This is a genomic window from Bacillus sp. FSL M8-0350 (genome assembly GCF_038593345.1).
GTDB classification, from domain to species: Bacteria; Bacillota; Bacilli; order Bacillales; family Bacillaceae; genus Bacillus; species Bacillus safensis.
The window spans coordinates 1,255,648-1,276,268 of record NZ_CP151985.1; the positions used below are offsets into that span (position 1 = coordinate 1,255,648).

21 protein-coding genes are annotated in these 20,621 nt (G+C 44.0%); 18 read left to right on the forward strand and 3 right to left on the reverse strand.

Annotated features, from left to right (window positions below):
- Positions 1–12: 12 nt before the first annotated feature.
- From NSS80_RS06375 to NSS80_RS06390, 4 genes are all read left to right on the forward strand, one after another.
- The gene (locus NSS80_RS06375; protein WP_241770676.1) at positions 13–714 is read left to right on the forward strand and encodes an SDR family NAD(P)-dependent oxidoreductase; all 702 of its coding nucleotides are present in this window, start codon (positions 13–15) and stop codon (positions 712–714) included.
- Positions 692–1,477 carry an SDR family oxidoreductase gene (locus tag NSS80_RS06380; protein ID WP_041116371.1) on the forward strand — a complete coding sequence of 262 codons (786 nt, stop codon included), beginning with the start codon at positions 692–694 and terminating at the stop codon, positions 1,475–1,477. Before NSS80_RS06375 ends, NSS80_RS06380 begins: the two co-directional genes overlap by 23 nt.
- A gap of 93 nt (positions 1,478–1,570) precedes the next feature.
- Positions 1,571–2,527: a sugar-binding transcriptional regulator gene (locus tag NSS80_RS06385; RefSeq protein ID WP_024424944.1), complete on the forward strand. Its 957-nt coding sequence runs from the start codon at positions 1,571–1,573 to the stop codon at positions 2,525–2,527.
- Between the two features lie 63 nt (positions 2,528–2,590).
- The gene (locus NSS80_RS06390) at positions 2,591–2,920 is read left to right on the forward strand and encodes a bh protein (RefSeq protein ID WP_034281483.1); all 330 of its coding nucleotides are present in this window, start codon (positions 2,591–2,593) and stop codon (positions 2,918–2,920) included.
- Between the two features lie 173 nt (positions 2,921–3,093).
- Here the strand turns inward: NSS80_RS06390 and NSS80_RS06395 are convergent, their stop codons facing one another.
- Positions 3,094–4,416 carry an amino acid permease gene (locus tag NSS80_RS06395; protein WP_034623410.1) on the reverse strand — a complete coding sequence of 441 codons (1,323 nt, stop codon included), beginning with the start codon at positions 4,414–4,416 and terminating at the stop codon, positions 3,094–3,096.
- A 329-nt stretch (positions 4,417–4,745) separates the two neighbouring features.
- On the opposite strand from NSS80_RS06395, the gene NSS80_RS06400 reads away from it, so the two are divergent.
- Positions 4,746–5,702: a ring-cleaving dioxygenase gene (locus tag NSS80_RS06400; RefSeq protein ID WP_317222083.1), complete on the forward strand. Its 957-nt coding sequence runs from the start codon at positions 4,746–4,748 to the stop codon at positions 5,700–5,702.
- Between the two features lie 34 nt (positions 5,703–5,736).
- On the opposite strand, the gene NSS80_RS06405 is transcribed toward NSS80_RS06400, so the two are convergent.
- Complete coding sequence (locus NSS80_RS06405; RefSeq protein ID WP_317222082.1) at positions 5,737–7,026, reverse strand: trypsin-like peptidase domain-containing protein; 1,290 nt, start codon at positions 7,024–7,026, stop codon at positions 5,737–5,739.
- Positions 7,027–7,194: 168 nt separating this feature from the next.
- On the opposite strand from NSS80_RS06405, the gene proG reads away from it, so the two are divergent.
- The 10 genes from proG (at position 7,195) to NSS80_RS06455 (ending at position 17,794) form a co-directional block, all read left to right on the forward strand.
- Positions 7,195–8,019, forward strand: coding sequence for a pyrroline-5-carboxylate reductase ProG (gene proG / locus NSS80_RS06410; protein ID WP_317222081.1), 825 nt, complete (start codon positions 7,195–7,197; stop codon positions 8,017–8,019).
- Positions 8,020–8,208: 189 nt separating this feature from the next.
- Positions 8,209–9,033, forward strand: coding sequence for a M55 family metallopeptidase (locus NSS80_RS06415; RefSeq protein ID WP_041116382.1), 825 nt, complete (start codon positions 8,209–8,211; stop codon positions 9,031–9,033).
- A gap of 18 nt (positions 9,034–9,051) precedes the next feature.
- A complete protein-coding gene (locus tag NSS80_RS06420; RefSeq protein WP_041116384.1) occupies positions 9,052–9,987 on the forward strand; it encodes an ABC transporter permease in 936 nt (311 codons plus the stop codon).
- On the forward strand, positions 9,984–10,946 hold the full coding sequence (locus NSS80_RS06425) for an ABC transporter permease (protein WP_024424622.1): 963 nt from the start codon (positions 9,984–9,986) through the stop codon (positions 10,944–10,946). Before NSS80_RS06420 ends, NSS80_RS06425 begins: the two co-directional genes overlap by 4 nt.
- Before the next feature lie 7 nt (positions 10,947–10,953).
- Positions 10,954–11,964, forward strand: a complete 1,011-nt coding sequence (locus tag NSS80_RS06430; RefSeq protein ID WP_041116386.1) for an ABC transporter ATP-binding protein — start codon at positions 10,954–10,956, stop codon at positions 11,962–11,964.
- Positions 11,964–13,586, forward strand: a complete 1,623-nt coding sequence (locus NSS80_RS06435) for a peptide ABC transporter substrate-binding protein (protein ID WP_041116388.1) — start codon at positions 11,964–11,966, stop codon at positions 13,584–13,586. The genes NSS80_RS06430 and NSS80_RS06435 overlap by 1 nt, the downstream gene beginning before the upstream one ends.
- Before the next feature lie 315 nt (positions 13,587–13,901).
- Positions 13,902–14,843, forward strand: coding sequence for an LD-carboxypeptidase (locus NSS80_RS06440; protein WP_041116390.1), 942 nt, complete (start codon positions 13,902–13,904; stop codon positions 14,841–14,843).
- The gene (locus NSS80_RS06445; RefSeq protein ID WP_041116392.1) at positions 14,840–15,919 is read left to right on the forward strand and encodes a dipeptide epimerase; all 1,080 of its coding nucleotides are present in this window, start codon (positions 14,840–14,842) and stop codon (positions 15,917–15,919) included. The genes NSS80_RS06440 and NSS80_RS06445 overlap by 4 nt, the downstream gene beginning before the upstream one ends.
- Entirely contained in the window at positions 15,919–16,836 is a 918-nt protein-coding gene (locus NSS80_RS06450) for a C40 family peptidase (protein WP_041116395.1), read from the forward strand. The genes NSS80_RS06445 and NSS80_RS06450 overlap by 1 nt, the downstream gene beginning before the upstream one ends.
- Positions 16,826–17,794: an oligopeptide/dipeptide ABC transporter ATP-binding protein gene (locus NSS80_RS06455; RefSeq protein ID WP_041116397.1), complete on the forward strand. Its 969-nt coding sequence runs from the start codon at positions 16,826–16,828 to the stop codon at positions 17,792–17,794. The genes NSS80_RS06450 and NSS80_RS06455 overlap by 11 nt, the downstream gene beginning before the upstream one ends.
- 39 nt (positions 17,795–17,833) lie before the next feature.
- Here the strand turns inward: NSS80_RS06455 and NSS80_RS06460 are convergent, their stop codons facing one another.
- Complete coding sequence (locus NSS80_RS06460) at positions 17,834–18,715, reverse strand: dimethylarginine dimethylaminohydrolase family protein (RefSeq protein ID WP_317222080.1); 882 nt, start codon at positions 18,713–18,715, stop codon at positions 17,834–17,836.
- Positions 18,716–18,894: 179 nt separating this feature from the next.
- Between NSS80_RS06460 and NSS80_RS06465 the strand changes: the two genes are divergently transcribed.
- From NSS80_RS06465 to NSS80_RS06475, 3 genes are all read left to right on the forward strand, one after another.
- On the forward strand, positions 18,895–19,416 hold the full coding sequence (locus NSS80_RS06465; protein WP_008346212.1) for an acyl-CoA thioesterase: 522 nt from the start codon (positions 18,895–18,897) through the stop codon (positions 19,414–19,416).
- A 114-nt stretch (positions 19,417–19,530) separates the two neighbouring features.
- Positions 19,531–19,857: a PadR family transcriptional regulator gene (locus tag NSS80_RS06470; protein WP_041116401.1), complete on the forward strand. Its 327-nt coding sequence runs from the start codon at positions 19,531–19,533 to the stop codon at positions 19,855–19,857.
- A gap of 4 nt (positions 19,858–19,861) precedes the next feature.
- Positions 19,862–20,620 carry an NADH dehydrogenase gene (locus tag NSS80_RS06475; RefSeq protein ID WP_041116403.1) on the forward strand — a complete coding sequence of 253 codons (759 nt, stop codon included), beginning with the start codon at positions 19,862–19,864 and terminating at the stop codon, positions 20,618–20,620.
- The last annotated feature ends 1 nt before the right edge of the window (position 20,621 follow it).

Sequence of the window (20,621 nt, forward strand, 5' to 3'; positions counted from 1 at the left end):
GATAGGGAGGAGATGCATGTGCACGTCCAGCTTCATCAGAAAGCGGCACTTGTGACAGGTAGCACAGATGGATTTGGAGAAGCCATCTGCCTGGCTTTAGCCCGGGCAGGTGCACATGTTTTTTTACACACGTTTCATGATGAATCAAAGGCTAAAACCATTCGTGAAGACATTCAAAAAATGGGCGGTCAAGCGAGTATCATTCAGAACCCGCTGGAAACACCGCGTGATGCCGCGCGAATGCTGAGGCAAGTGATTGATACATGCGGTAAACTGGATATTTTGGTCAATCAAGCAGAGCAAGGAGCGGACGCGAAGTTTGATGACGTGGGCCCTGATGAGTGGGTGGATGAAGTGGAATCGGCTGTGAATACCGTCTTTCTTTCCAGTCAGGCTGCTGTATGGCATATGGTTGATCAGAGACAAGGCTGCATCATTAATATATCGTCATCAGGCAGTATTACAGGTGATGGCGGGATCTCGCATGCTACTTCGAATTCTATGCTGAATGCCATGACAAAAGGGTTAGCGAGAGAATTTAAAGACAAAGGCATCCGGGTGCTTGCGCTGCTGCCGCCTCCTCTCCATTTGGTTCCTGATACAGAGCAAATCAAGGAGACTGTGGCCCATATGACGGTGTTTCTCAGTACATCCTATGGTGCATTTACAGATGGCGTGGCGATTATGCTTGATGGGGGTGAGAGTGCTGGCTAATGTTCAAAAACCAGTTCTCATCGTTGGCGGAGCCCAAGGGATCGGAAAAGAAATAGCTGAACGATTTTTAAAAGAAGGGCACCAAGTCGCCGTGTCAGATATAGACGAAAAGGGACTTTCGCTCTTAAAGACACAGTATCCTCAGCTGCTGATATTTCAAGCTGACGTTTCATCGTGGGAAAGTGTTCAGCAAATGATATCAGCAGCTGAAAGGGAGCTGGGCGGTATTGCTCACCTTGTGTATTCAGCAGGAATGACTAAATCACTGCCTTTTTTAGAAGTCGATTTTTCACTTTGGAAAAAGACACTGGCTGTGAACTTATATGGTCTTTACTATTGCATCAAAGCGTTGGCACCCTATATGTGTGAGCGGCAGGAAGGCAGTGTTGTCATTATTGGATCGGGATCTGCAATCACCGGCTCAGGCGGCGGTATTCAATATTATGCATCAAAAGCAGGTGCTTTTGGATTGATGCGTTCGCTCGTAAAGGAACTAGGCTCGCATCAAATACGCATCAATGTGATTGCCCCCCGCGTCATTGAATCTCAAATGCTTGATACGCTCTATCCTACTGTAGAGGAGAAACGGCAGCTGCAATCACTCATTCCCATCGGAAGATTAGGAAAGCCTGAGGATATCGCAGGGCTCACTTTATTTCTCACACGTCGCGAGGGGAGCTATTTGCACGGACAAATGATCCTGTTAGACGGAGGGAGAACGTATCAGCCCAAATATACTGAGGGGAAAAGAGCGGAGAGTTAATCGCTCTTTTTGTCATTTTCATAACAATTGTTCCAATTGAAAACGAATGTTTGGTATACTGGTAATCATAGTATATTAAAAGGATGATGTCACATGCTGAATTGGGAAGAAAGACGACAGCTCGTCAAAGTTGCTCATCTTTATTATACAGACGGGTGGACGCAGCAGGAAATTGCAAAAAAGCTCAATGTCTCAAGACCAGTCATTTCAAAGCTCTTACAAAAAGCAAAAGATGTGGGAATTGTGGAAGTGTACATTAAAGACGAAAGCATTCATACGGTGGAACTTGAAAAGCAGCTAGAAACAACCTTTCAATTAACAGATGCGGTCGTTGTTCCAAGTGTCGGGACAATGTCTGAGATGGTGAAGCGGGCAGTCGGTCAAGCAGGCGCCTATTATTTGTCTAAAAACATGAAAAATGCGGAGAAAATCGGCATTTCATGGGGCACGACGCTTGCTGAGCTTGTCAAAGAATATCCTTTTGAACGAAGAAATGATGTGAAGGTCATTCCTTTAGAAGGCGGAATGGGCAGGCAGGCGGTCGACATTCATGCCAATCAGCTGGCATATGAGCTGGCAAAGAAAATGAACGGCACGTGTTCCTATTTATATGCCCCTGCGATTTTAGAAACAGAAGAATTAAAAGAACGGCTTATGGCGATGCAGGACATAGAAGCTGTGCTTGAAGAAGGCAGAAATGTGGATATTGCCCTCATCGGTATTGGCAACCCGCATAAAGGGTCAACTTTAAAAACAGTCGGTTATTTAAAAGAAGAGGACTTATCTGGTTTAAGGCAATCAGGGGCTGTCGGTGATATTGGCTTTCGTTTCTTTGATGGAGAAGGAAAACCTGTTCAAGATGAACTGAATCAAAAGGTCATTGGCTTATCGCTGGAACAATTAAAGAGCGTCAAAACGGTCATCGCTGTTGTAGAAGGAACCCATAAAGCTGAGAGCATTTTAGGGGCTTTAAATGGCGGCTTCATCCAAGTACTGGTGACAGACGAACTAACGGCGGCAGCTATTTTAAAGGAAGCATCCGTTCAATAAAAGACTGGCAGCGTTCGAATAGTATAACAAGAGCAACATCAAACGAGAAAGGAGCTGTGTATCTTGAAGCAAACCGAAATGGAAGCAAACCTACACTGTACTCGGTGCCAAGAAGAGACCCTCCACAGCATCGTTTATGTGAATGATCAGATGAAAAGCGTTGAGTGTACAGAGTGTCATCAAAAGATCAGTGTGCAAGTCGACATCATGAAGGAATTTTACAAGGAAGTATACGAGAAAATAGCAACAAAGCCAAAGCGGATCACGCAGGAATATAAGTCGAACCTGAATGGATTTATCTCAAGACTCCCAATCCGCGTGCTTAGTAAGCCATACCGGCTCATGAGATATTTAAACGAATCATACAAAGTGATCAAACAATATAAAAAATGAAGCAGAGACCATTTAGCGCTCTGCTTCAGCGTGTAGGCAAACCCTCGCATTTTTTGTCAGTCCTCTGTTCCTGTGCTCACGAATGTCACATTCTCTCCGCTCCGGTACTCGTCTTTCCTAGACTGCAAAGGTTTTCTATTACGCTGAGAAGAAGGAAAAAAGCAGAGCACTGATTAGTGCTCTGCTTTTTGTGCTTTTTTCATATAATAATAAATAGGCAGTCCGGCCATCCCGATCAGCATGGAGATCAGGCAGCTTTTCCAATCGGTGATCATGGTGCTGATTAAAACGAATAATGAACCGATAATCGCAATGATCGGTGTCAGCGGGTAAAGTGGTACACTGTACGCACGCTTCATTCCGCTGTTTTGTTTTCTCAGCTTAAAGACGGCGAAAAAGGCCATGACATAAAAGATGTAGATCATGAAAATCGACACCTCAGACAGCTTCTCTGGATTACTGACGATCATAAACACAATGGCGATCAAAATTTGCACAAATACAGCGATCCAAGGTGTTTTAAACGTTGGGTGAATCCGCGAAATCGCGTTGGCGAAAGGAATCTGCTTTCGCTCTGCCATCGCAAAAATCACACGTGGGAATGAAAGAACCTTTCCGTTCAAACAGCCAAAGATACTGATGATGATCCCAATACTAATGATTTTCCCGCCAATTGGTCCAAAGAGCATGGTAGCAGCAGTGCTTGTCGCATTTTCACCTAACTGGACAATTTGATCAGCTGGCAGTACGTGCAAAAGTGCGACATTAATAAAGAGATAACAAGCCGTCACGATTAAAATTCCGCCTGCCATCGCGCGAGGAAGCAGTTTCTCAGGGTTTTTCATTTCACCACCAAGCGCAGCAAGTAAAATCCAGCCATCATAGGCAAACAGCGTAGCCAAAATCGCTGCACCGAAGTTCATTTGAGCGATACTATCGTTGACGGCCATGAAGATGTTTTCGTTACCTTTCCATATGCCAAACACAATAATCGCAGCAATTGGGACAAGCTTTCCGATAGTGGTCAGCCCCTGAACAAATCCGCCGTATTTTGTTCCCATGATGTTAATAATACATAAAAATAAAACGGTGATAATGCCGATCGTTGTAGACCATAAAGTCGAAAGAGAAAATAAATTGGCTAATAATGAACCAAAATAAAGACCAAGTGCACCAATGATGGCAGGTCCGTAAATAATAATCTGCACCCAGCCGCATAAGTAGCCCCAAAATTCACCATACACTTCTTCAAGATAGGCGTACAAACCGCCGGTTCTCGGGATTTGTGTACCAATTTCAGCGACAGTCAGTCCGCCTGCAAGGGTTAAGATCCCACCTAACAGCCAAGCGAATAATGCGATGTCTGAGCTTCCTGAATAGGAAAGGACGTTGCCTGGCTTCATAAAGACGCCTGACCCGATAATGGTCCCGATGACAAGAGATAGGGCGAAAAATAAGCCGATGTCTTGTTTTAACGCTGGTTGTTCTTTGTTCATTACACACGACCTCCTGCATCACTTTCGTACGTTACTGTGACATGTATTTTGTTCATTGTAATACGATTTTAGGAAAACAAGAATTAAAAAAATTTTCTGATTTTCGTATTTGTATTTAAAAGTGTTCGTTTATTGGAGATATTAGGGTAAATGTTGTGTTAAAAACGAACAATGGAAGTTTATTTTTGATTTAATGTTAATTTAATGACCGGAAACCGAACATCCAGTAAACGTGCAGCCAAATGGTTGACTTTTCTTGAAAAATGAACTATTTTATTCATAAGGATATTATCTTGAATTCGAGATATTTTAAAATAGGAGTGAAAATAATGAAAATCAATGGGATTCACCACGTATCTGCGTTAACAGCTAATGCTCAGAAAAATGTTGATTTCTACCGCCAAATCCTTGGCTTGAAACTTGTAAAGAAAACAGTCAATCAGGATGACCCGTCTATGTACCACTTGTTTTATGGAGATGAGGTCGCTTCACCAGGAACAGAGCTAACATTCTTTGAAATTCCAATGCTTGCCCGCCGTTTGGAAGGGACAAATGCGATCACAAGCACAGGTCTTCTCGTTTCTTCTGAAGAGGCACTCACGTTTTGGGAAAAGCGGTTTGAAGATAAAGGCGTGCAGCAAGAAACAGCTTCCTTGAGAGGCGGAAGACCTGCTTTGCGTTTTAAAGACCCAGAAGGGCAGCAGCTGTTTTTAACAGTAGAACCGAATACGCAAGAGGTAGGCTCACCGCCAGTGCATGACGATATTCCGGCAGAGTTTGCGATTAGGGGTTTAGGTCCAGTTGAATTAACTGTTGCAGAAGCTGATAAGACGATCCGTGTTTTAACAGACATCCTTGGATTCACTGAAAGAGCACGTGAACAATCAAATGATGGTGAGATCGTGACCATTTTTGAATCAGGAAATGGCGGTGCTGGAACAGAAATTCATGTGATTGAAAAAACAGAAGGGCCTTCTGAACGTTCCGGCAGAGGCAGTGTGCATCACGTCGCATTTCGCGTGAAGGATGCAGAAGAGCTTGAAAAATGGTATGAAAAAATATCAAAAGCAGGCTTTACGAACTCTGGTGTTGTAGAACGCTTTTACTTTAAAGCTCTTTACTTTAGAGAGCCAAATGGTATTTTATTTGAAATTTCAACAGATGGTCCTGGGTTTACAGTCGATGAAGGGGTGGATGTACTTGGCGATCAATTAGCCCTTCCGCCGTTCCTAGAGCATAAACGAGCAGAAATTGAACAAAGATTAACGCCAATTCAGTCGTCATAAAAAAAAGCAGCTCATCAACTGAGCTGCTTTTTCATTAGGAACTGACCTGCTTAGATTCAGATTGTGTTAATGTGACCTGCTTTGTTTCTTGTTTTCCGTTTCGAATGAGGGTGATGCTCACGGTGTCTCCTACTTTTGCATTCGTGTATAGCTCATGACGTAATTCGCTGCCAGTTTTGATTTGTTTCCCATTGATGCCGGTAATGACATCCTCTGACTTTAAGCCAGCTTTGGCGGCAGGTGAACCTGCGGCGATATCTTTGACATACACGCCTTGATTGAGCTGACTGCTTTTAAGTCCGAGAGTTTCTTTTTGATACACATCTGGAACTTGTTCGAGATCCAGCATGCTGATGCCGATATATGGACGTTCAATTTTTCCTTTTGTGAGAAGCTGATCAGCGATTGGTTTGACATCATTGATTGGCAGTGCGAACCCAATGCCTTCAACACCTGTTTCAGAGATTTTCATACTCGTGATCCCCACAACCTTTCCGTCTGTCGTCAGAAGCGGACCGCCGCTGTTACCAGGATTAATAGCTGCATCTGTTTGAATGACATTAATGCTGCTTTCGCCTGCTGATGTGTTCATAGAGACTGTTCGGTCGACGCCGCTGACAATTCCTTGTGTCACCGTTCTTGAAAGATCTTCACCAAGCGGGTTTCCGATCGCAATGACGGTTTCCCCAGCACGCAGTGAGGAGGAATTGCCTAATGCCGCAACCTTTGTCACATGACTGCTGCTAATTTCCACAACGGCTAAGTCAGTGAGTGGATCAGCTCCAACGAGTTTTCCTTCAATGGTTTTGCCATCGTGTAAGGATACGGTTAGTTTATTTGCGCCTTCAATGACGTGGTTGTTTGTTAAGACATAGGCTTTATTGCCTGATTTTTTGAAAATGACTCCTGAGCCTGTACCGGTTTCTTCCTCTTGACTGCTTTTGTTTTGCTGTGATTCATCGAAAGGCGTACTGAAATCGCCAAAGCTCGTGTCTGTTTGAGTTTGCGCTTGGTAGTTTGTAATGCCGACAATAGCTGGTGATACATTTTCGACCATGCTGGAGATGCTGCTTGATGAATTTGATGTTTGGACGGCTGTTGTTTTTGACGAATTCGTGTGATTTGTCGATACTGCTTCAGTTTTCGCTGCCGAATCATTTGCGGTGCTGTCTGATGAATGCTGAGCATATGGCGTAAGAACGTAGACACCTAACGCTAATGTACCGCCTACAACCCCGCTGACAAATGGCTTAAACCAGCCGTTTGGTTTTTTCTGTTTTTGAGGTTGTTCAATTATTTGTTTGTCATCTTTGTGCTGTGTCATTTCAATCACTCTCTTTCAATGATTTTTTCATGTATGTGTTTGGGTGTTTTACCGTATGTGGTGGGGACTGACTTTATCGTATGAAAAAAGTGTGGGATAAAAATGAAAACATTGTGGGAAATTGTTAAAATAAGTAGTGAATCTAAGCAAGATAGAGGAGATTAAACTGTGGAGACAATTGGAATCATTGGATATGGAAGTATGGCTGATATGATGGTGCAAAAGTGGCTGGAAAATGGGGTGCTGAATGCTCATCAAATCATGATCCATACAAGAAGTGAAACGGAGCGCCTTCATCAGCTCAAAGAAAAGCACCAAGAAATCAACATTTGTTCATTAGACGAACTTTCTGCGTCATGTGATATATTGTTTGTCTGCGTGCCGCCGCTTGCTGTACTAAATGTTCTGGATCAGCTGCCTTCTAAAGGGAGAGCGGTACATATTGTGTCAGTAGCAGCAGCTGTGACATTAGAAAAGTTACAGGCGCATACAGCGCAGCCAGTATCCAGATACATCCCAACGCTCACGTCAGCTGTTGGGACAGGCGTATCTCTTGTTGCGCATGGTGCAGCCGCAGGACGTGAGGACAAGGAGCGTTTGCACCGGCTGCTTTCAGCTTTTAGCATCGTCAGGGAAGTAGAGGAAGACCGGTTTGATGCGGCGAGCAATTTGACAAGCTCATCTCCTGGTTTTATCGCTGCTCTTTTTGAAGAAATGGCAAAAGCGGCTGTGAGAAATAGTGATCTTTCCTTAGAGGAAGCGAATGAATTTTTAACGTATGCCCTTTTAGGAACTGGCCAGGTCCTCGTAGAACGAGGCCTAACCTTTGCTGAAACTGTCGACAGAGTGGCGACAAAAGGGGGAATTACAGGAGAAGGTGCAGAGGTCATTCAACAGCAGGCACCTCAAATGTTTGATGATTTATTTACACAAACCATGAAGAAATATGAACAGCTGAAATCGCAGATCAACGAAGCGGATAAACACCACTAAAGACATAGTTAGTGGTGTTTTATTTGTTAAAAAAATCCTTTCTGATAAAGCTTTTTGACCTGTATTATCTAAGTCTAAATTCCTTATTTTCAGACATTGTATTGAAAAATCAATCAAGTTCTCATATAATTTTTTAGAAAATTTAGAAAAATATACACAAATTTTATGTTTAATTAAAGGGGGATGGGAATGAAGCTCTATGTATCTGTCGATATGGAGGGGATTACTGGTCTAGCTGATCATACATTTGTTGATTCGCGCCAGCATAACTATGAGCGGGGCAGACGCATTATGACAGGTGAAGTGAATGCTTGTGTAGAAGCGCTTCTTCAGCATGGTGCCACCGACATTTTGGTGAATGACAGTCATTCTAAAATGAATAATCTTTTGATCGAAGAACTGCATGAAGAGGCAGTTCTCATATCAGGTGACGTAAAGCCTTATTCAATGGTGCAAGGATTGGATCAAACCTATGATGCAGCTGTTTTCTTAGGTTATCATGCAAGGGCATCAATGAAAGGTGTAATGTCACACAGTATGATTTTTGGGGTCAGACATTTTTACATAAATGATCATCCAATTGGTGAAATGGGCTTTAATGCGTATGTTGCAGGCTACTATGGTGTGCCGGTGATTCTTGTTTGCGGGGATGATCAAGCAGCACTTGAGGCAGAAAAGCTGATGCCTGGTGTGAAAACAGTGGCAGTGAAAGAGACCATCTCAAGATCTGCTGTGAAATGCTTACCTCCAGCCAAAGTCAATCAACAAATCTCGCAGCAAGTGGAAGCCGCGATGAAACAGATTGATCAAATGAAGCCGCTGACGCCTCCTGATCAGCCGCTGCTTAAGATTGAGTTTGCCAATTATGGACAAGCTGAATGGGCGAATTTAATGCCCGGTACTGCCATCATAGAAGGAACAACGACGGTGACGTACCAGGCAGACAATATATTAGAAGCCTATCAAGCAATGCTTGTCATGACAGAGCTTGCCGCACGTACAACATTTTGTTAAGCGAGGGGGAGACAGCAGATGGCCAGCTTTTTGCTCAAGCGTTTTATTGCGATGATCGCTACGATCTTAACGATTACGACTTTAACGTTTATTTTAATGAAGGTCATCCCAGGATCGCCTTTCAATGAAGAACGAAATACAAACGAAACCGTCCAGCGAAACCTCGAAAGCTACTATCACTTAGACGAACCACTCTATGTTCAATATGTCATTTATTTAAAATCCATTGTTACCTTTGATTTTGGTCCTTCCATTAAAAAGCCTTCTGAAAGTGTCAATGATCTATTGGCGAGAGGCTTCCCAGTCTCATTAGAACTTGGTCTTATCTCAATATTGATTGCTGTCATCTCTGGCATCCTGCTAGGGGTTATGGCTGCCCTCCGGCATAATGGTTTGATTGATTACATCGCCATGACGATTGCTGTATTCGGTATATCCATTCCAAACTTTATCTTTGCTACCTTATTAATTCAGCAGCTTGCTGTCAATTTGAAGCTCTTTCCTACAGCGATGTGGACAAGTCCAATGCATATGGTGCTGCCTACAATCGCCCTTGCTGTTGGCCCAATGGCCATTATCGCCAGGTTAACGAGGTCGAGCATGATTGAAGTGCTGTCGCAAGACTATATCCGTACGGCCAAAGCAAAAGGACTTTCTCCCTTTAAAATTGTATTTAAACATGCGCTTCGGAATGCACTTTTACCCGTTGTAACCATTCTTGGAACACTTGTCGCAAGTATTTTAACAGGAAGTTTTGTCATTGAAAAAATATTTGCCATTCCTGGAATGGGAAAATACTTTGTCGAGAGCATAAACAACCGTGATTATCCTGTCATCATGGGAACCACTGTTTTTTACAGCATTATTTTAATCACACTTCTCTTCATTGTCGATGTGGCGTATCGTCTCCTTGATCCAAGGATTCAGCTGCATCAGAAAGGAGGAAAGGCATGAGTATACACCTTCAGCATGATCCACCGAACAGGCATCCTGAAGTGCCGGACGAATGGTTTTCTCCACGAGAGCAAAAGAAAACAGAAGCCCATGCCATTAAAAGACCCTCTCTTTCCTACTGGGCTGATACATGGAGGCGGCTGAAGCAAAATAAGCTTGCAATGTTTAGTCTATCGGTTCTGATTTTTCTTTTTGTCATGGCAGTCTTAGGTCCATTGCTTGCACCAAATAGTGTGACAGAGCAGCGTCTTTCGATGCAAAATCTGCCGCCCTCGGCTGCTCACTGGTTTGGAACAGATGAGCTTGGACGAGATGTGTTCACACGCACTTGGTACGGAGCACGCATTTCGTTATTTGTGGGTGTCATGGCAGCCTTGATTGATTTTGCCATCGGTGTGATTTATGGGGGCATAGCCGGTTATAAAGGCGGACGCTATGACCATGTCATGATGCGGATTGTCGAGGTGCTCTACGGACTTCCTTATTTACTTGTCGTCATTTTATTGATGGTGCTCATGGGACCAGGGCTTGTCACCATTATTGTAGCGCTCACTGTCACCGGATGGATTGGAATGGCAAGAATTGTGAGAGGTCAGGTTCTTCAGCTGAAAAGCCAGGAATATGTCCTTGCCTCAAAGACCTTTGGTGCCAAAAGCCTGCGGATCATTCGCCGCAACCTGCTGCCGAATACGATGGGGCCGATTATCGTCCAAATGACCCTGACTGTGCCGACTGCGATATTTGCTGAAGCGTTCCTAAGCTTTCTCGGTTTAGGTATTCAAGCACCGTTTGCAAGCTGGGGCGTGATGGCCAATGATGCTTTGCCGACTGTGCTGTCAGACAATGGACATTGGTGGCGTTTATTTTTTCCGGCATTTTTTATTTCACTCACGATGTTTTGCTTTAACAATTTAGGTGATGGCTTGCAAGATGCGCTTGATCCAAAGATGAAGAGGTGATGGCGCTTTGAAAAAAGTTCTACAAATCATCGATCTGCACGTCAGCTTTCGGACATACGGCGGTTCAGTTCAAGCAGTACGCGGAGTGAATGTCGATGTATATGAAAAAGAAACCTTAGCCATTGTGGGAGAATCAGGCTGCGGGAAAAGTGTGACATCACAAAGCATTATGAGGCTTCTGCCTGCATACAGCGCGCATGTCGATCAGGGAGAAATCTGGTTTCAAGACCGCAACTTGCTGTCATTATCTGAAAAAGAAATGCGCGCCATACGAGGTGTCGATATTTCGATGATCTTCCAAGATCCGATGACGGCACTGAACCCTACCTTGACAATAGGGGATCAGCTGATGGAGGCGGCGAAGGAGCATCAAAAGCTGACGAAAAAAGAAGTGAAAGAAGCTGCCATACAGATGCTTGATTTGGTTGGTATTCCGCAGCCGAAGGAGAGATTAAAGCAATACCCGCACCAATTCAGCGGGGGAATGAGGCAGCGGCTCATGATTGCCATGGCACTGATTTGTGAGCCAAAGGTGCTGATCGCAGATGAACCGACGACCGCGCTGGATGTGACCATACAGGCACAAATTTTAGAACTGTTTAAAGAGATTCAGAGGAAAACAGGGGTTACCATTATCTTAATCACACACGACTTAGGAGTCGTAGCCCAAGTTGCCGACCGGGTAGCAGTCATGTACGGAGGGAAAATGGTTGAAACCGGAACAAGGCATGATATTTTTTACAGTCCTCAGCATCCTTATACAAAAGGACTCCTGCAATCCGTTCCAAGACTTGATATGAAAGATGAACTGATTCCGATTGAAGGAAGCCCGCCTGATTTATTTGCACCGCCAAAGGGCTGTCCGTATACCGATCGCTGCCCGGCTGCCATGAAAGTGTGCGATCATATCATGCCGCACGAAACGCAGCGGTCACCTACTCATACAGTGCATTGCTGGCTCCAGGATGAGCGAGCGAACCAAGCGATGTTATCTTCAACACAAAGGGGGAGTTTTTGATGAGGAAAAAAGGGTGGATCATCAGTATTTGTTTGTTTATCATCATGTTGCTCGCTGGATGTACAGCCAATGAGCAAGCAGGTAAAGGATCATCAAGCAACAAGGATGAAAAGAAAGTATTAACCTTAAATAACGAAAACGAACCGACGTCATTTGACCCGCCGATTGGTTTTAATAATGTATCGTGGCAAGGTCTGAATAACTTAATGGAGGGATTAACAAGACTGAATGAAAAGCACGAACCATCTCCTGCAATGGCGGAAAAATGGGAAATTTCAGAGGATGGAAAAACGTACACATTTCATTTAAGAGACGGCATCAAGTGGTCGAACGGTGATCCAGTGAAAGCGAGTGACTTTGAATATGCGTGGAAGCGTCTGCTTGATCCGAAAACAGGCTCTTCTGCATCGTTCTTAGCTTACATGATTGAAGGCGGAGAGGCATTTAACAGCGGAAAAGGAAAGAAAGAGGATGTAAAAGTCAGTGCTGAAAATGACAAAACGCTAAAGGTCACACTGGCATACCCGCAGAAATCGTTCTTAAATATGACCGCAAACCCTGCCTTTTTCCCTGTCAATGAGAAGGTAGCAGAGAAGGATCCAAACTGGGCAAAGGATGCCAAAACCTTTGTTGGGAATGGACCGTTTCAGCTGACAGAATGGAAGCATGATGAGAGCTTCACTATGGAAAAAAGTGAGACGTATTGGGACAAAAAATCAGTCAAGCTGGATCAGGTAAAGTGGCTGATGATCAGCGATCGAAACACTGATTATCAAATGTATCAATCGGGAGATTTAGATACTGCCTTCGTCCCAGCAGAACAAAGTGAAAATTTGCTGAAAAATAAAGATGTACAAATTGAAGATCAGGCTGGACTGTTCTTTTATCGTCTGAATGTGAACATGGAACCTTTTCAAAATAAGAACATTCGCAAAGCCTTTCAAATGGCGATCAATCCGCAAGATATCGTGGATTATGTCACGAAAAATAAAGAGAAGCCAGCCCGCGCCTTCGTTTCACCGGGGATTTTAGATTCAAAGGGTGAGGATTTCAGAGAAGCTGGCGGTGATCTTGTCAAACAAGATACGAGTGAAGCTGCAAAACTATTAGAAAAAGGGCTGAAAGAAGAGAACTATTCAAAGCTGCCGCCCGTCACATTGACATATAGTACAAAGCCTGAGAATAAGAAAAAAGCTGAAGCCATCCAGCAGCAATTAAAAGAAGCGCTGGGTGTGGACGTGAAGCTTGCAAACATGGAAGCCAATGTATTTGCAGAAGATCAAAAGGCACTGAAATTCCAATTCTCGCAAAGTTCATTTTTAGCAGACTATGCAGATCCGATTAATTTCCTAGAGAGCTTTCAAACAGGGAATGCGATGAACCGGACTGGATGGTCAAACGACACCTATGATCAGCTGATGAAAAAGGCGAGAAAGGAAGCAGATGAACAAAAAAGAAACAGCATCCTTCATGAGGCAGAGGCACTTCTCATTGAAGAAGCACCGATCATTCCAATTCATTTTTATAACCAAGTTCATTTGCAAAAAGAGGGCGTGAAGGGAATTGTCCGCCACCCTGTTGGGTATATCGATTTGAAATGGGCACAAGTAGATGGAGAGTAATTGAAGGGAATGAGGGACACGGACGTTTTGAACAAAAGCGTCTCAGCACGCGGACAAACCCTCGCATTCTTTGTCAGTCCTGCGCTTCGGTGCTCATGAATGTCAAATTCGCTCCGCTCCGATGCTCGCCCTTCCTAGGGCTGCAAAGGTTTTCAGGTCACGCTGAATAGAAGTCAAAGGGCTAAAATAAAGATCATTTTAGCCCTTTGTCAACAATATGGGACGCTTTGAACAAAGCGTCTGTTCCTTTATTTGTTCATGTTATGGAGAAAATGCCCATAGATTGTAAGAAATAAAGAGAAAGAGGGGATTGGCATGAACCAGCTGCCAGCGGCGCTTCAAACAGGGGATACGGTGGGGATTATCGCACCAGCAAGTCCGCCTGATGAATTGAAATTAGCAAAAGGGATTGCCTTTTTAGAGAGCCTTGGGCTAAAGGTGAAAAAAGGGAAGTATCTCGATTCCCGGTACGGGTATTTAGCAGGGCGTGATCATGAAAGAGTGGAAGATCTTCATGGCATGTTTCAAGATCCAGAAGTCAAAGCAGTTATTTGTGCCTGCGGAGGGTACGGAACTGGAAGACTTGCGGAAGTCATTGATTATGACCTCATTCGCCGGAATCCAAAAATCTTTTGGGGTTATAGTGACATTACGTTTTTACATACGGCCATCCAGCAGCAGACCGGTCTTGTGACCTTTCATGGTCCAATGCTTTCCTCTGATGTGGGGCTTGAAGAGGTCCATCCGTATACGAAGGATACCTTTTTGCAGCTGTTCACGCCGAAGGCCTTTACGTATACGCATCACTTGTCACCTCTTCATACCTTCTACCCCGGCACCGTTTCAGGTGACATCATAGGAGGGAACCTTGCTCTCATCGTGACAACACTTGGTACACCTTTTGAAATTGATACGAAGGGAAAGCTGTTGTTCATTGAAGATATTGACGAAGAGCCTTATAAAATCGATCGTATGATGCAGCACCTCACCTCTGCTGGAAAATTGGATGATGCGGCTGGATTCATCATTGGAGATTTTCATCAATGTGAACCAAAAAAGAAAGACCAGTCCTTAACCTTGGAACAGCTGTGGGAAACCTATATTGTGCCGCAAAAGAAACCCGCACTTGGCGGCTTTCGGATCGGTCATTCATCACCGAACTTTGCCTTTCCGATGGGCGTGCAGGCTGCACTAGATGCCGCAGGGAAAAAACTGCATATTTCTCCAGGCGTTGCAGCGAAAGAGGCGATCAAATGAAAATTGTCGATGTTCGTACATGCAGAACGAGTGTACCGCTAAAAAAGCCTTTCAAAACCGCTTTAAGAACGGTGTATGACGCAGCATCTCTGATCGTTATCATCACATATGATCAAGGTGATGTCAGCTACGGAGAGGCAGTTCCCACATCGGTGATTACAGGAGAAACGCTGGAAAGCATCGACTATGCCATCTGTGAAGTGATCAGACCCATTTTGCTCGGGGCTTCCTTGGCAGAGTATGAACAAATCTTTTCTGCTATGAACCGCGTGCTCGCAAGCAACACAAGCGCAAAAGCTGCAATCGATATGGCCATTTATGATGGCTTAGCAAAACAGGCAGGACTTCCGCTTTATCAATACCTTGGCGGATATCGTCATCAGCTCGAAACCGACTATACGGTCAGTGTAAACCGGCCGCTTGAGATGGCAGAAGATGCGAAGCAATACGCAGCTGAAGGTTTTCAGACGTTAAAGATCAAAGTAGGAAAAGATGATATACACACGGACATTCAGCGGATCAAACGGATTCGAGAAAAAGTCGGACCGGATATTCAGATCAGGCTCGACGCCAATCAGGGCTGGACATGGAAGGAAGCGATCACAGCTATTCGAAAAATGGAAGCGCTGAATATTGAATTAGTAGAACAGCCAGTGCCGAAAGAAGATATCAAAGGCCTGCGCCGTGTGACGGAAGCAACTGAAACATTGATCATGGCAGACGAAAGCATTTTCAGTTTTCATGATGCAATCAAGGTGCTTGAAATGAGAAGCTGTGATCTGATCAATTTAAAATTAATGAAATCAGGCGGCATAAAAGAAGCATTAAAAATCAATGCCCTTGCCGAAGCATACGGTGTTCAGTGCATGGTTGGCAGTATGATTGAGTCAAAGCTTGGCATTACAGCAGCGGCACATTTCGCCGCAAGCCAGCCGAATATCACCCGCTGCGATTTTGATGCCCCGCTTATGCTGAAAGAGGACATGATAGACGGAGGAATCGTGTACAAAGGAAAAGATATATTTTTACCGCTGCATCATGGGTTAGGCATTCAAGGGGTGAAAGGAGTCTCATGATGATATACGAATCAAAGGTTCCAGTCGCTAACGTTTGGACAGCGCCGCAGTCTCCCCGAGAAATCGATCGAAAGGTGCTTCAGGACTCCATCAACATCAAAGAATGGATTGACCAGCAAACATATGAAGAAAAGCTGGCTTTATGTGAAGAAAATTTGATTCAATCTCAAGTACTGCTCGGCGGACGAGTGATTGGATTAGAAGAGACAGCTGGCTGGATGAAAGTCGTCATACCACAGCAGGCCAGCCGGAAACATCCGCAAGGCTATCCAGGCTATATACCTGCTGAGCAATTAAAACAAGTAACAGAGGGAAGTGCGTCAGCTGCATCTCTTATCGTTTGTCAGAAAAAAGCCATGTTATATCAAAACGGGGAACCAGATATGGAGATTAGTTTTTTAACAGAGCTGGCAGCAGCCGAAGAAACAGATGATCAATTTCATGTTGTCACCCCAGTAGGAATAAGAGAAATCAACAAAGCGGATGTACGCCCAGGCTCACATGCTTTCTCTATGACCGGCAAAGATGTCGTAGACGCAGGAAAACAATTTATAGGCCTTTCGTATTTATGGGGAGGCATGAGCAGCTTTGGCTATGATTGTTCAGGCTTTGCTTACAGCATGTACAAAGCGTGCGGATATCTTTTGCCGAGAGATGCAAGTGACCAAGCAGTTCAAGGAACGCCGGTTACATCAAGCCATTTAGAACAAGGCGACTTGCTGTTTTTTGCAAATGAAAACGGAAAGGGAGCGGTCCGTCATGTAGGGATCTACGCTGGGGACGGGATGATGCTTCATTCGCCTAAAACCGGCAGACAAATAGAGCTTCTCTCCCTTTCTGGCACTTCATATGAAAAGGAATGGGCAGGTGCAAGGCGGTATTTACCAAGCGAGAGGAGGAGCGATCATGACAGTTGAACCACTCTTACAAGTAAACAACCTTAAAAAACATTTTCATCTATCGAAAGGGAGAACCTTAAAAGCGCTGGATGGTGTCTCTTTTCAGCTGAAACAAGGTGAAACCTTTGGTCTCGTTGGTGAGTCTGGCTGCGGCAAATCCACACTTGGAAAAGTGCTCATGCGTCTTTATGAACCTACAGATGGTGAAGCCTTATATGAAGGGAAAAGTCTTCACCACCTTTCTAAAAAAGAATCATTTGATTTCAACCGGCAAATGCAAATGGTCTTTCAAGATCCGTATTCCTCGTTAAATCCAAGACTGTCAGTAAAAGATATTATGCTGGAGCCAATGGAGATTCATCAGCTTTATGGCAGTCAAAAGAAAAGGATTGCCCGCGTGAAAGAACTGCTTGAAGCGGTAGGATTAAGCTATGATTTTGCCACCCGTTATCCGCACGAATTTAGCGGGGGACAGAGGCAGAGAATCGGCATTGCAAGAGCACTTGCCTTAGCGCCAAAATTTATTGTGGCAGATGAGCCGATTTCTGCACTAGACGTCTCCGTCCAAGCGCAGGTCGTGAACCTGCTGAAAAAACTGCAAAAAGAGGAAGGATTAACTTTTCTTTTTATTGCACATGACTTGTCCATGGTGAAATATATTAGTGACCGGATCGGTGTCATGTATTTAGGTCATCTCGTCGAATTGACGACGAGTGATGCATTATATCAAACACCGCTTCACCCATATACACAAGCCTTGCTGTCTGCCATCCCCATTCCAGATCCTGACGTAGAGGACAAGCGCAAAAGGTTTATTTTAAAAGGAGAAATTCCAAGTCCAGTGAACCCGCCAAGCGGCTGTGTATTTCGAACACGATGTCCTGCCGCGATGGATGTGTGTGCTGAAAAAAAGCCGACATTACAAGCGGTGGAAGAAGGACATGAAGTCGCCTGTCATTTATACAATAGAAAATAGGACAAGCCCGATAAAAAGCCAGCAAGTAGACAAACTGTTCTACATGCTGGCATTTTTAGTGGATGAACGCCGAATAGGCAATGTACAGCATCTGAAAGAGCCGCCGGATTTAATAATTTCCGAAAAGTCCACTTTAATAACGGTGTACCCGTGAGCGGTTAATAAAGCATTTGTTTCTTGGTTGCTGGGCAAGCTGATCACTTTTTTCTGCCCGATGGATAAAACATTTGGTCCAAGTGTGAATTGCTCTTGTTCGCTGATTTCAATCAAATCATAATACGTTTTGAGCAGCTGGAGATCCTTTTGCTTGAACGCGTCAGGATAAATGATTATCTCGTCATGAGACAGAATATTCATCACACAATCAAGATGCAAAATGTGAGGAGGAAGGTGAATCGGAATGATGTCATGATCCGGCAGTTCCTTTTTTAGCTGGTAGATAGCGGCTGAACTAGTTCTTTTGCTCGTGCCAACAAACACACGCTTCTGATCCACAAGCACATCGCCGCCTTCAATCGTTCCGTCTGTCAAGGTAACAGCTGACCACCCTTTTGCCTGTGCCCATTCTTTTAGATATTGTTCTTCCCCTTGCCGAACCGGAGCGGCCATCTTTGAAACAAACAGTGTATGTCCAATCGTAAACCCAATATCCCGCGTGAAGACTTGCTCAGGGAAGCGGTCATTCGCAGGGAGTAGGATGGGCCGAACTTGATGATCTTTAAGCGTTTGGATCAATTGCTTATGCTGAGCGACTGCTTTCATTTGAGAAATATTTTCTTTCGCAAAATGTTTCTGGGTTTCGTTAATAATTTGTTTGATTTCCATATAAATAGGACTGCATAAAAGAACTTTTTTTAAATCGTCGTATTCACTCATGCATTGCGGCATTTTGTATAATTGCTCTGCTCTCATAGAATCCATCAAATGGCCTCCTTGTTCATTCATAGTTCTATTATTCCTTCTTCTAGCCATGGTTGAAACATTTCCGAAAGAAAATCTCTCACATAAGACTAAAGCAAAAAGTTTAGACAAACCTAAAAGAATAGTGTTTAATAAAAGTCGTTCCGCATCCACGAAAACAGCAAGAAGGAGCTATGATGATGAGTGAAGAAAATTTCAAATACTGCAAGGAATCGAAAGTTGTTAAAACCAGCAGGGTATTCCCTCTCGATACGAATAACCACCAAACGTTATTTGGCGGGAAATTAATGAGTTATATAGATGACATTGCCTCCATCTCGGCTGCAAGACACAGCCGCAGTGAAACGGTCACAGCTTCAATGGATTCTGTTGACTTTTTAGAGCCGATTGGACAAAAGGAGTCAGTATGCTTGGAATCCTATGTCACATGGGTGGGCACGTCTTCTATGGAAGTGTTCGTCAAAGTCATTAAAGAAAACTTGATGTCTGGAGAGCGCAGACTCGCAGCGACTTCATTTCTGACATTTGTCTCATTAGATGAAAACGGAAAGCCTAAACGAGTCCCGCAGGTGATGCCGGAAACAGAGGAAGAAATCATGCTTCATCAAACAGCGAAGCAGCGGGCAGAGGAAAGAAAAAGCCGCCGAAAGCATAGTAAGGCGCTTGCTGACGCACTTGGGACAGATAAGCCTTGGGCGTAAAAATCACCCTTTAAGCGGTGATTTTTTTCTGTGCCAGTATCTTGCATGGCAAGATAGTGTATGATAAGATAAAGCTATCTTGTGATGCAAGGTACTGGAATCGGAGGAACAATCATGACAACATCCACACAAATGCTAAAAGGAATTTTAGAAGGCTGTCTGCTGTCGATTATTTCTGAGGGCGAAATTTATGGGTATGAAATGACGAAGAAGCTCGCGCATTATGGGTTTGATCAAATTAGTGAAGGCAGTATCTATCCGATTTTGCTGCGTATGCAAAAGGAACAGCTGGTGACAACCGTAACAAAAGCGTCAGCGAGCGGTCCGAAAAGGAAATACTATACGCTCACACAAGCGGGAGAACAAGCGCTCACAGGGTTTATTGACCGCTGGAATGAGCTTTCAAAAAATGTAAATCGCTTATTACAAAAAGGGAAGTGAGATTATGGTATCAAAAAAAACAAGACACATTCTACTAGAGCTGCAACTTTATCTCATATCAAAGGGAAAAAATCAGGATGAAATCGATGAGCTGATGGACGAACTGACAGCACATGCGGTTGAGGCTGAAAAAGACGGCAAAACAGGTGAGGATGTGTTCGGAGGAGATCCGCGGAGCTATGCTGATGAACTGGCAAAAGAGCTGTCAGGAAACCATAAAGACTGGGTGCCATTCGTCAGTGCTTTCTTAATTGGATCGCTTTTTTATATGATCTTATCAGATGCAATCAGCCAAAACTTATCCTATTCTTGGTTTGCTTTAATTGGATATCCGCTCGTTTTAGTGGCCAATGTCATCATGATCATTGTGATGTTTAGAGCGTCTGCCTTTCAAACAAGCAGCCGGGTATTTCTTTACTTTTGGATGTTAGGAATCTTTCAGCTGACAGCGATGGTGACAATCAAACTATTGGATCAAAAGGTCGGCACACCACTACTTGTCCTTACTTCTGGCCAGAGGTGGGGCGTCATTCTGCTCATGCTGCTATGCATCGTTGTATTCAATGCAATCTTAAAGGCGAATGTCGTTTCATTGATTCCGATTATCTTTTTCGGACCGCAGCTTATCTTCGAATGGATTGGCTGGACGTCACCAAGTGTGATTTTGCTGCAAAGTCTGCTATCTATTGTGATTTTAATAGGGCTTATGCTCATTGTCCTGCGCCGGGCAAATAAGAAAAATGAAAATACGAATGTAAACTGAG

Bases quoted from the DNA above. Each gene is read 5' to 3' on its own strand.
- NSS80_RS06375 (WP_241770676.1), top strand. From the start codon at position 13: ATGCATGTGCACGTCCAGCTTCATCAGAAAGCGGCACTTGTGACAGGT.
- NSS80_RS06380 (WP_041116371.1), top strand. From the start codon at position 692: ATGGGGGTGAGAGTGCTGGCTAATGTTCAAAAACCAGTTCTCATCGTT.
- NSS80_RS06385 (WP_024424944.1), top strand. From the start codon at position 1,571: ATGCTGAATTGGGAAGAAAGACGACAGCTCGTCAAAGTTGCTCATCTT.
- NSS80_RS06395 (WP_034623410.1), bottom strand. From the start codon at position 4,416: ATGAACAAAGAACAACCAGCGTTAAAACAAGACATCGGCTTATTTTTC.
- NSS80_RS06400 (WP_317222083.1), top strand. From the start codon at position 4,746: ATGAAAATCAATGGGATTCACCACGTATCTGCGTTAACAGCTAATGCT.
- NSS80_RS06405 (WP_317222082.1), bottom strand. From the start codon at position 7,026: ATGACACAGCACAAAGATGACAAACAAATAATTGAACAACCTCAAAAA.
- NSS80_RS06415 (WP_041116382.1), top strand. From the start codon at position 8,209: ATGAAGCTCTATGTATCTGTCGATATGGAGGGGATTACTGGTCTAGCT.
- NSS80_RS06420 (WP_041116384.1), top strand. From the start codon at position 9,052: ATGGCCAGCTTTTTGCTCAAGCGTTTTATTGCGATGATCGCTACGATC.
- NSS80_RS06425 (WP_024424622.1), top strand. From the start codon at position 9,984: ATGAGTATACACCTTCAGCATGATCCACCGAACAGGCATCCTGAAGTG.
- NSS80_RS06435 (WP_041116388.1), top strand. From the start codon at position 11,964: ATGAGGAAAAAAGGGTGGATCATCAGTATTTGTTTGTTTATCATCATG.
- NSS80_RS06440 (WP_041116390.1), top strand. From the start codon at position 13,902: ATGAACCAGCTGCCAGCGGCGCTTCAAACAGGGGATACGGTGGGGATT.
- NSS80_RS06445 (WP_041116392.1), top strand. From the start codon at position 14,840: ATGAAAATTGTCGATGTTCGTACATGCAGAACGAGTGTACCGCTAAAA.
- NSS80_RS06450 (WP_041116395.1), top strand. From the start codon at position 15,919: ATGATATACGAATCAAAGGTTCCAGTCGCTAACGTTTGGACAGCGCCG.
- NSS80_RS06455 (WP_041116397.1), top strand. From the start codon at position 16,826: ATGACAGTTGAACCACTCTTACAAGTAAACAACCTTAAAAAACATTTT.
- NSS80_RS06460 (WP_317222080.1), bottom strand. From the start codon at position 18,715: ATGGATTCTATGAGAGCAGAGCAATTATACAAAATGCCGCAATGCATG.
- NSS80_RS06465 (WP_008346212.1), top strand. From the start codon at position 18,895: ATGAGTGAAGAAAATTTCAAATACTGCAAGGAATCGAAAGTTGTTAAA.
- NSS80_RS06470 (WP_041116401.1), top strand. From the start codon at position 19,531: ATGACAACATCCACACAAATGCTAAAAGGAATTTTAGAAGGCTGTCTG.
- NSS80_RS06475 (WP_041116403.1), top strand. From the start codon at position 19,862: ATGGTATCAAAAAAAACAAGACACATTCTACTAGAGCTGCAACTTTAT.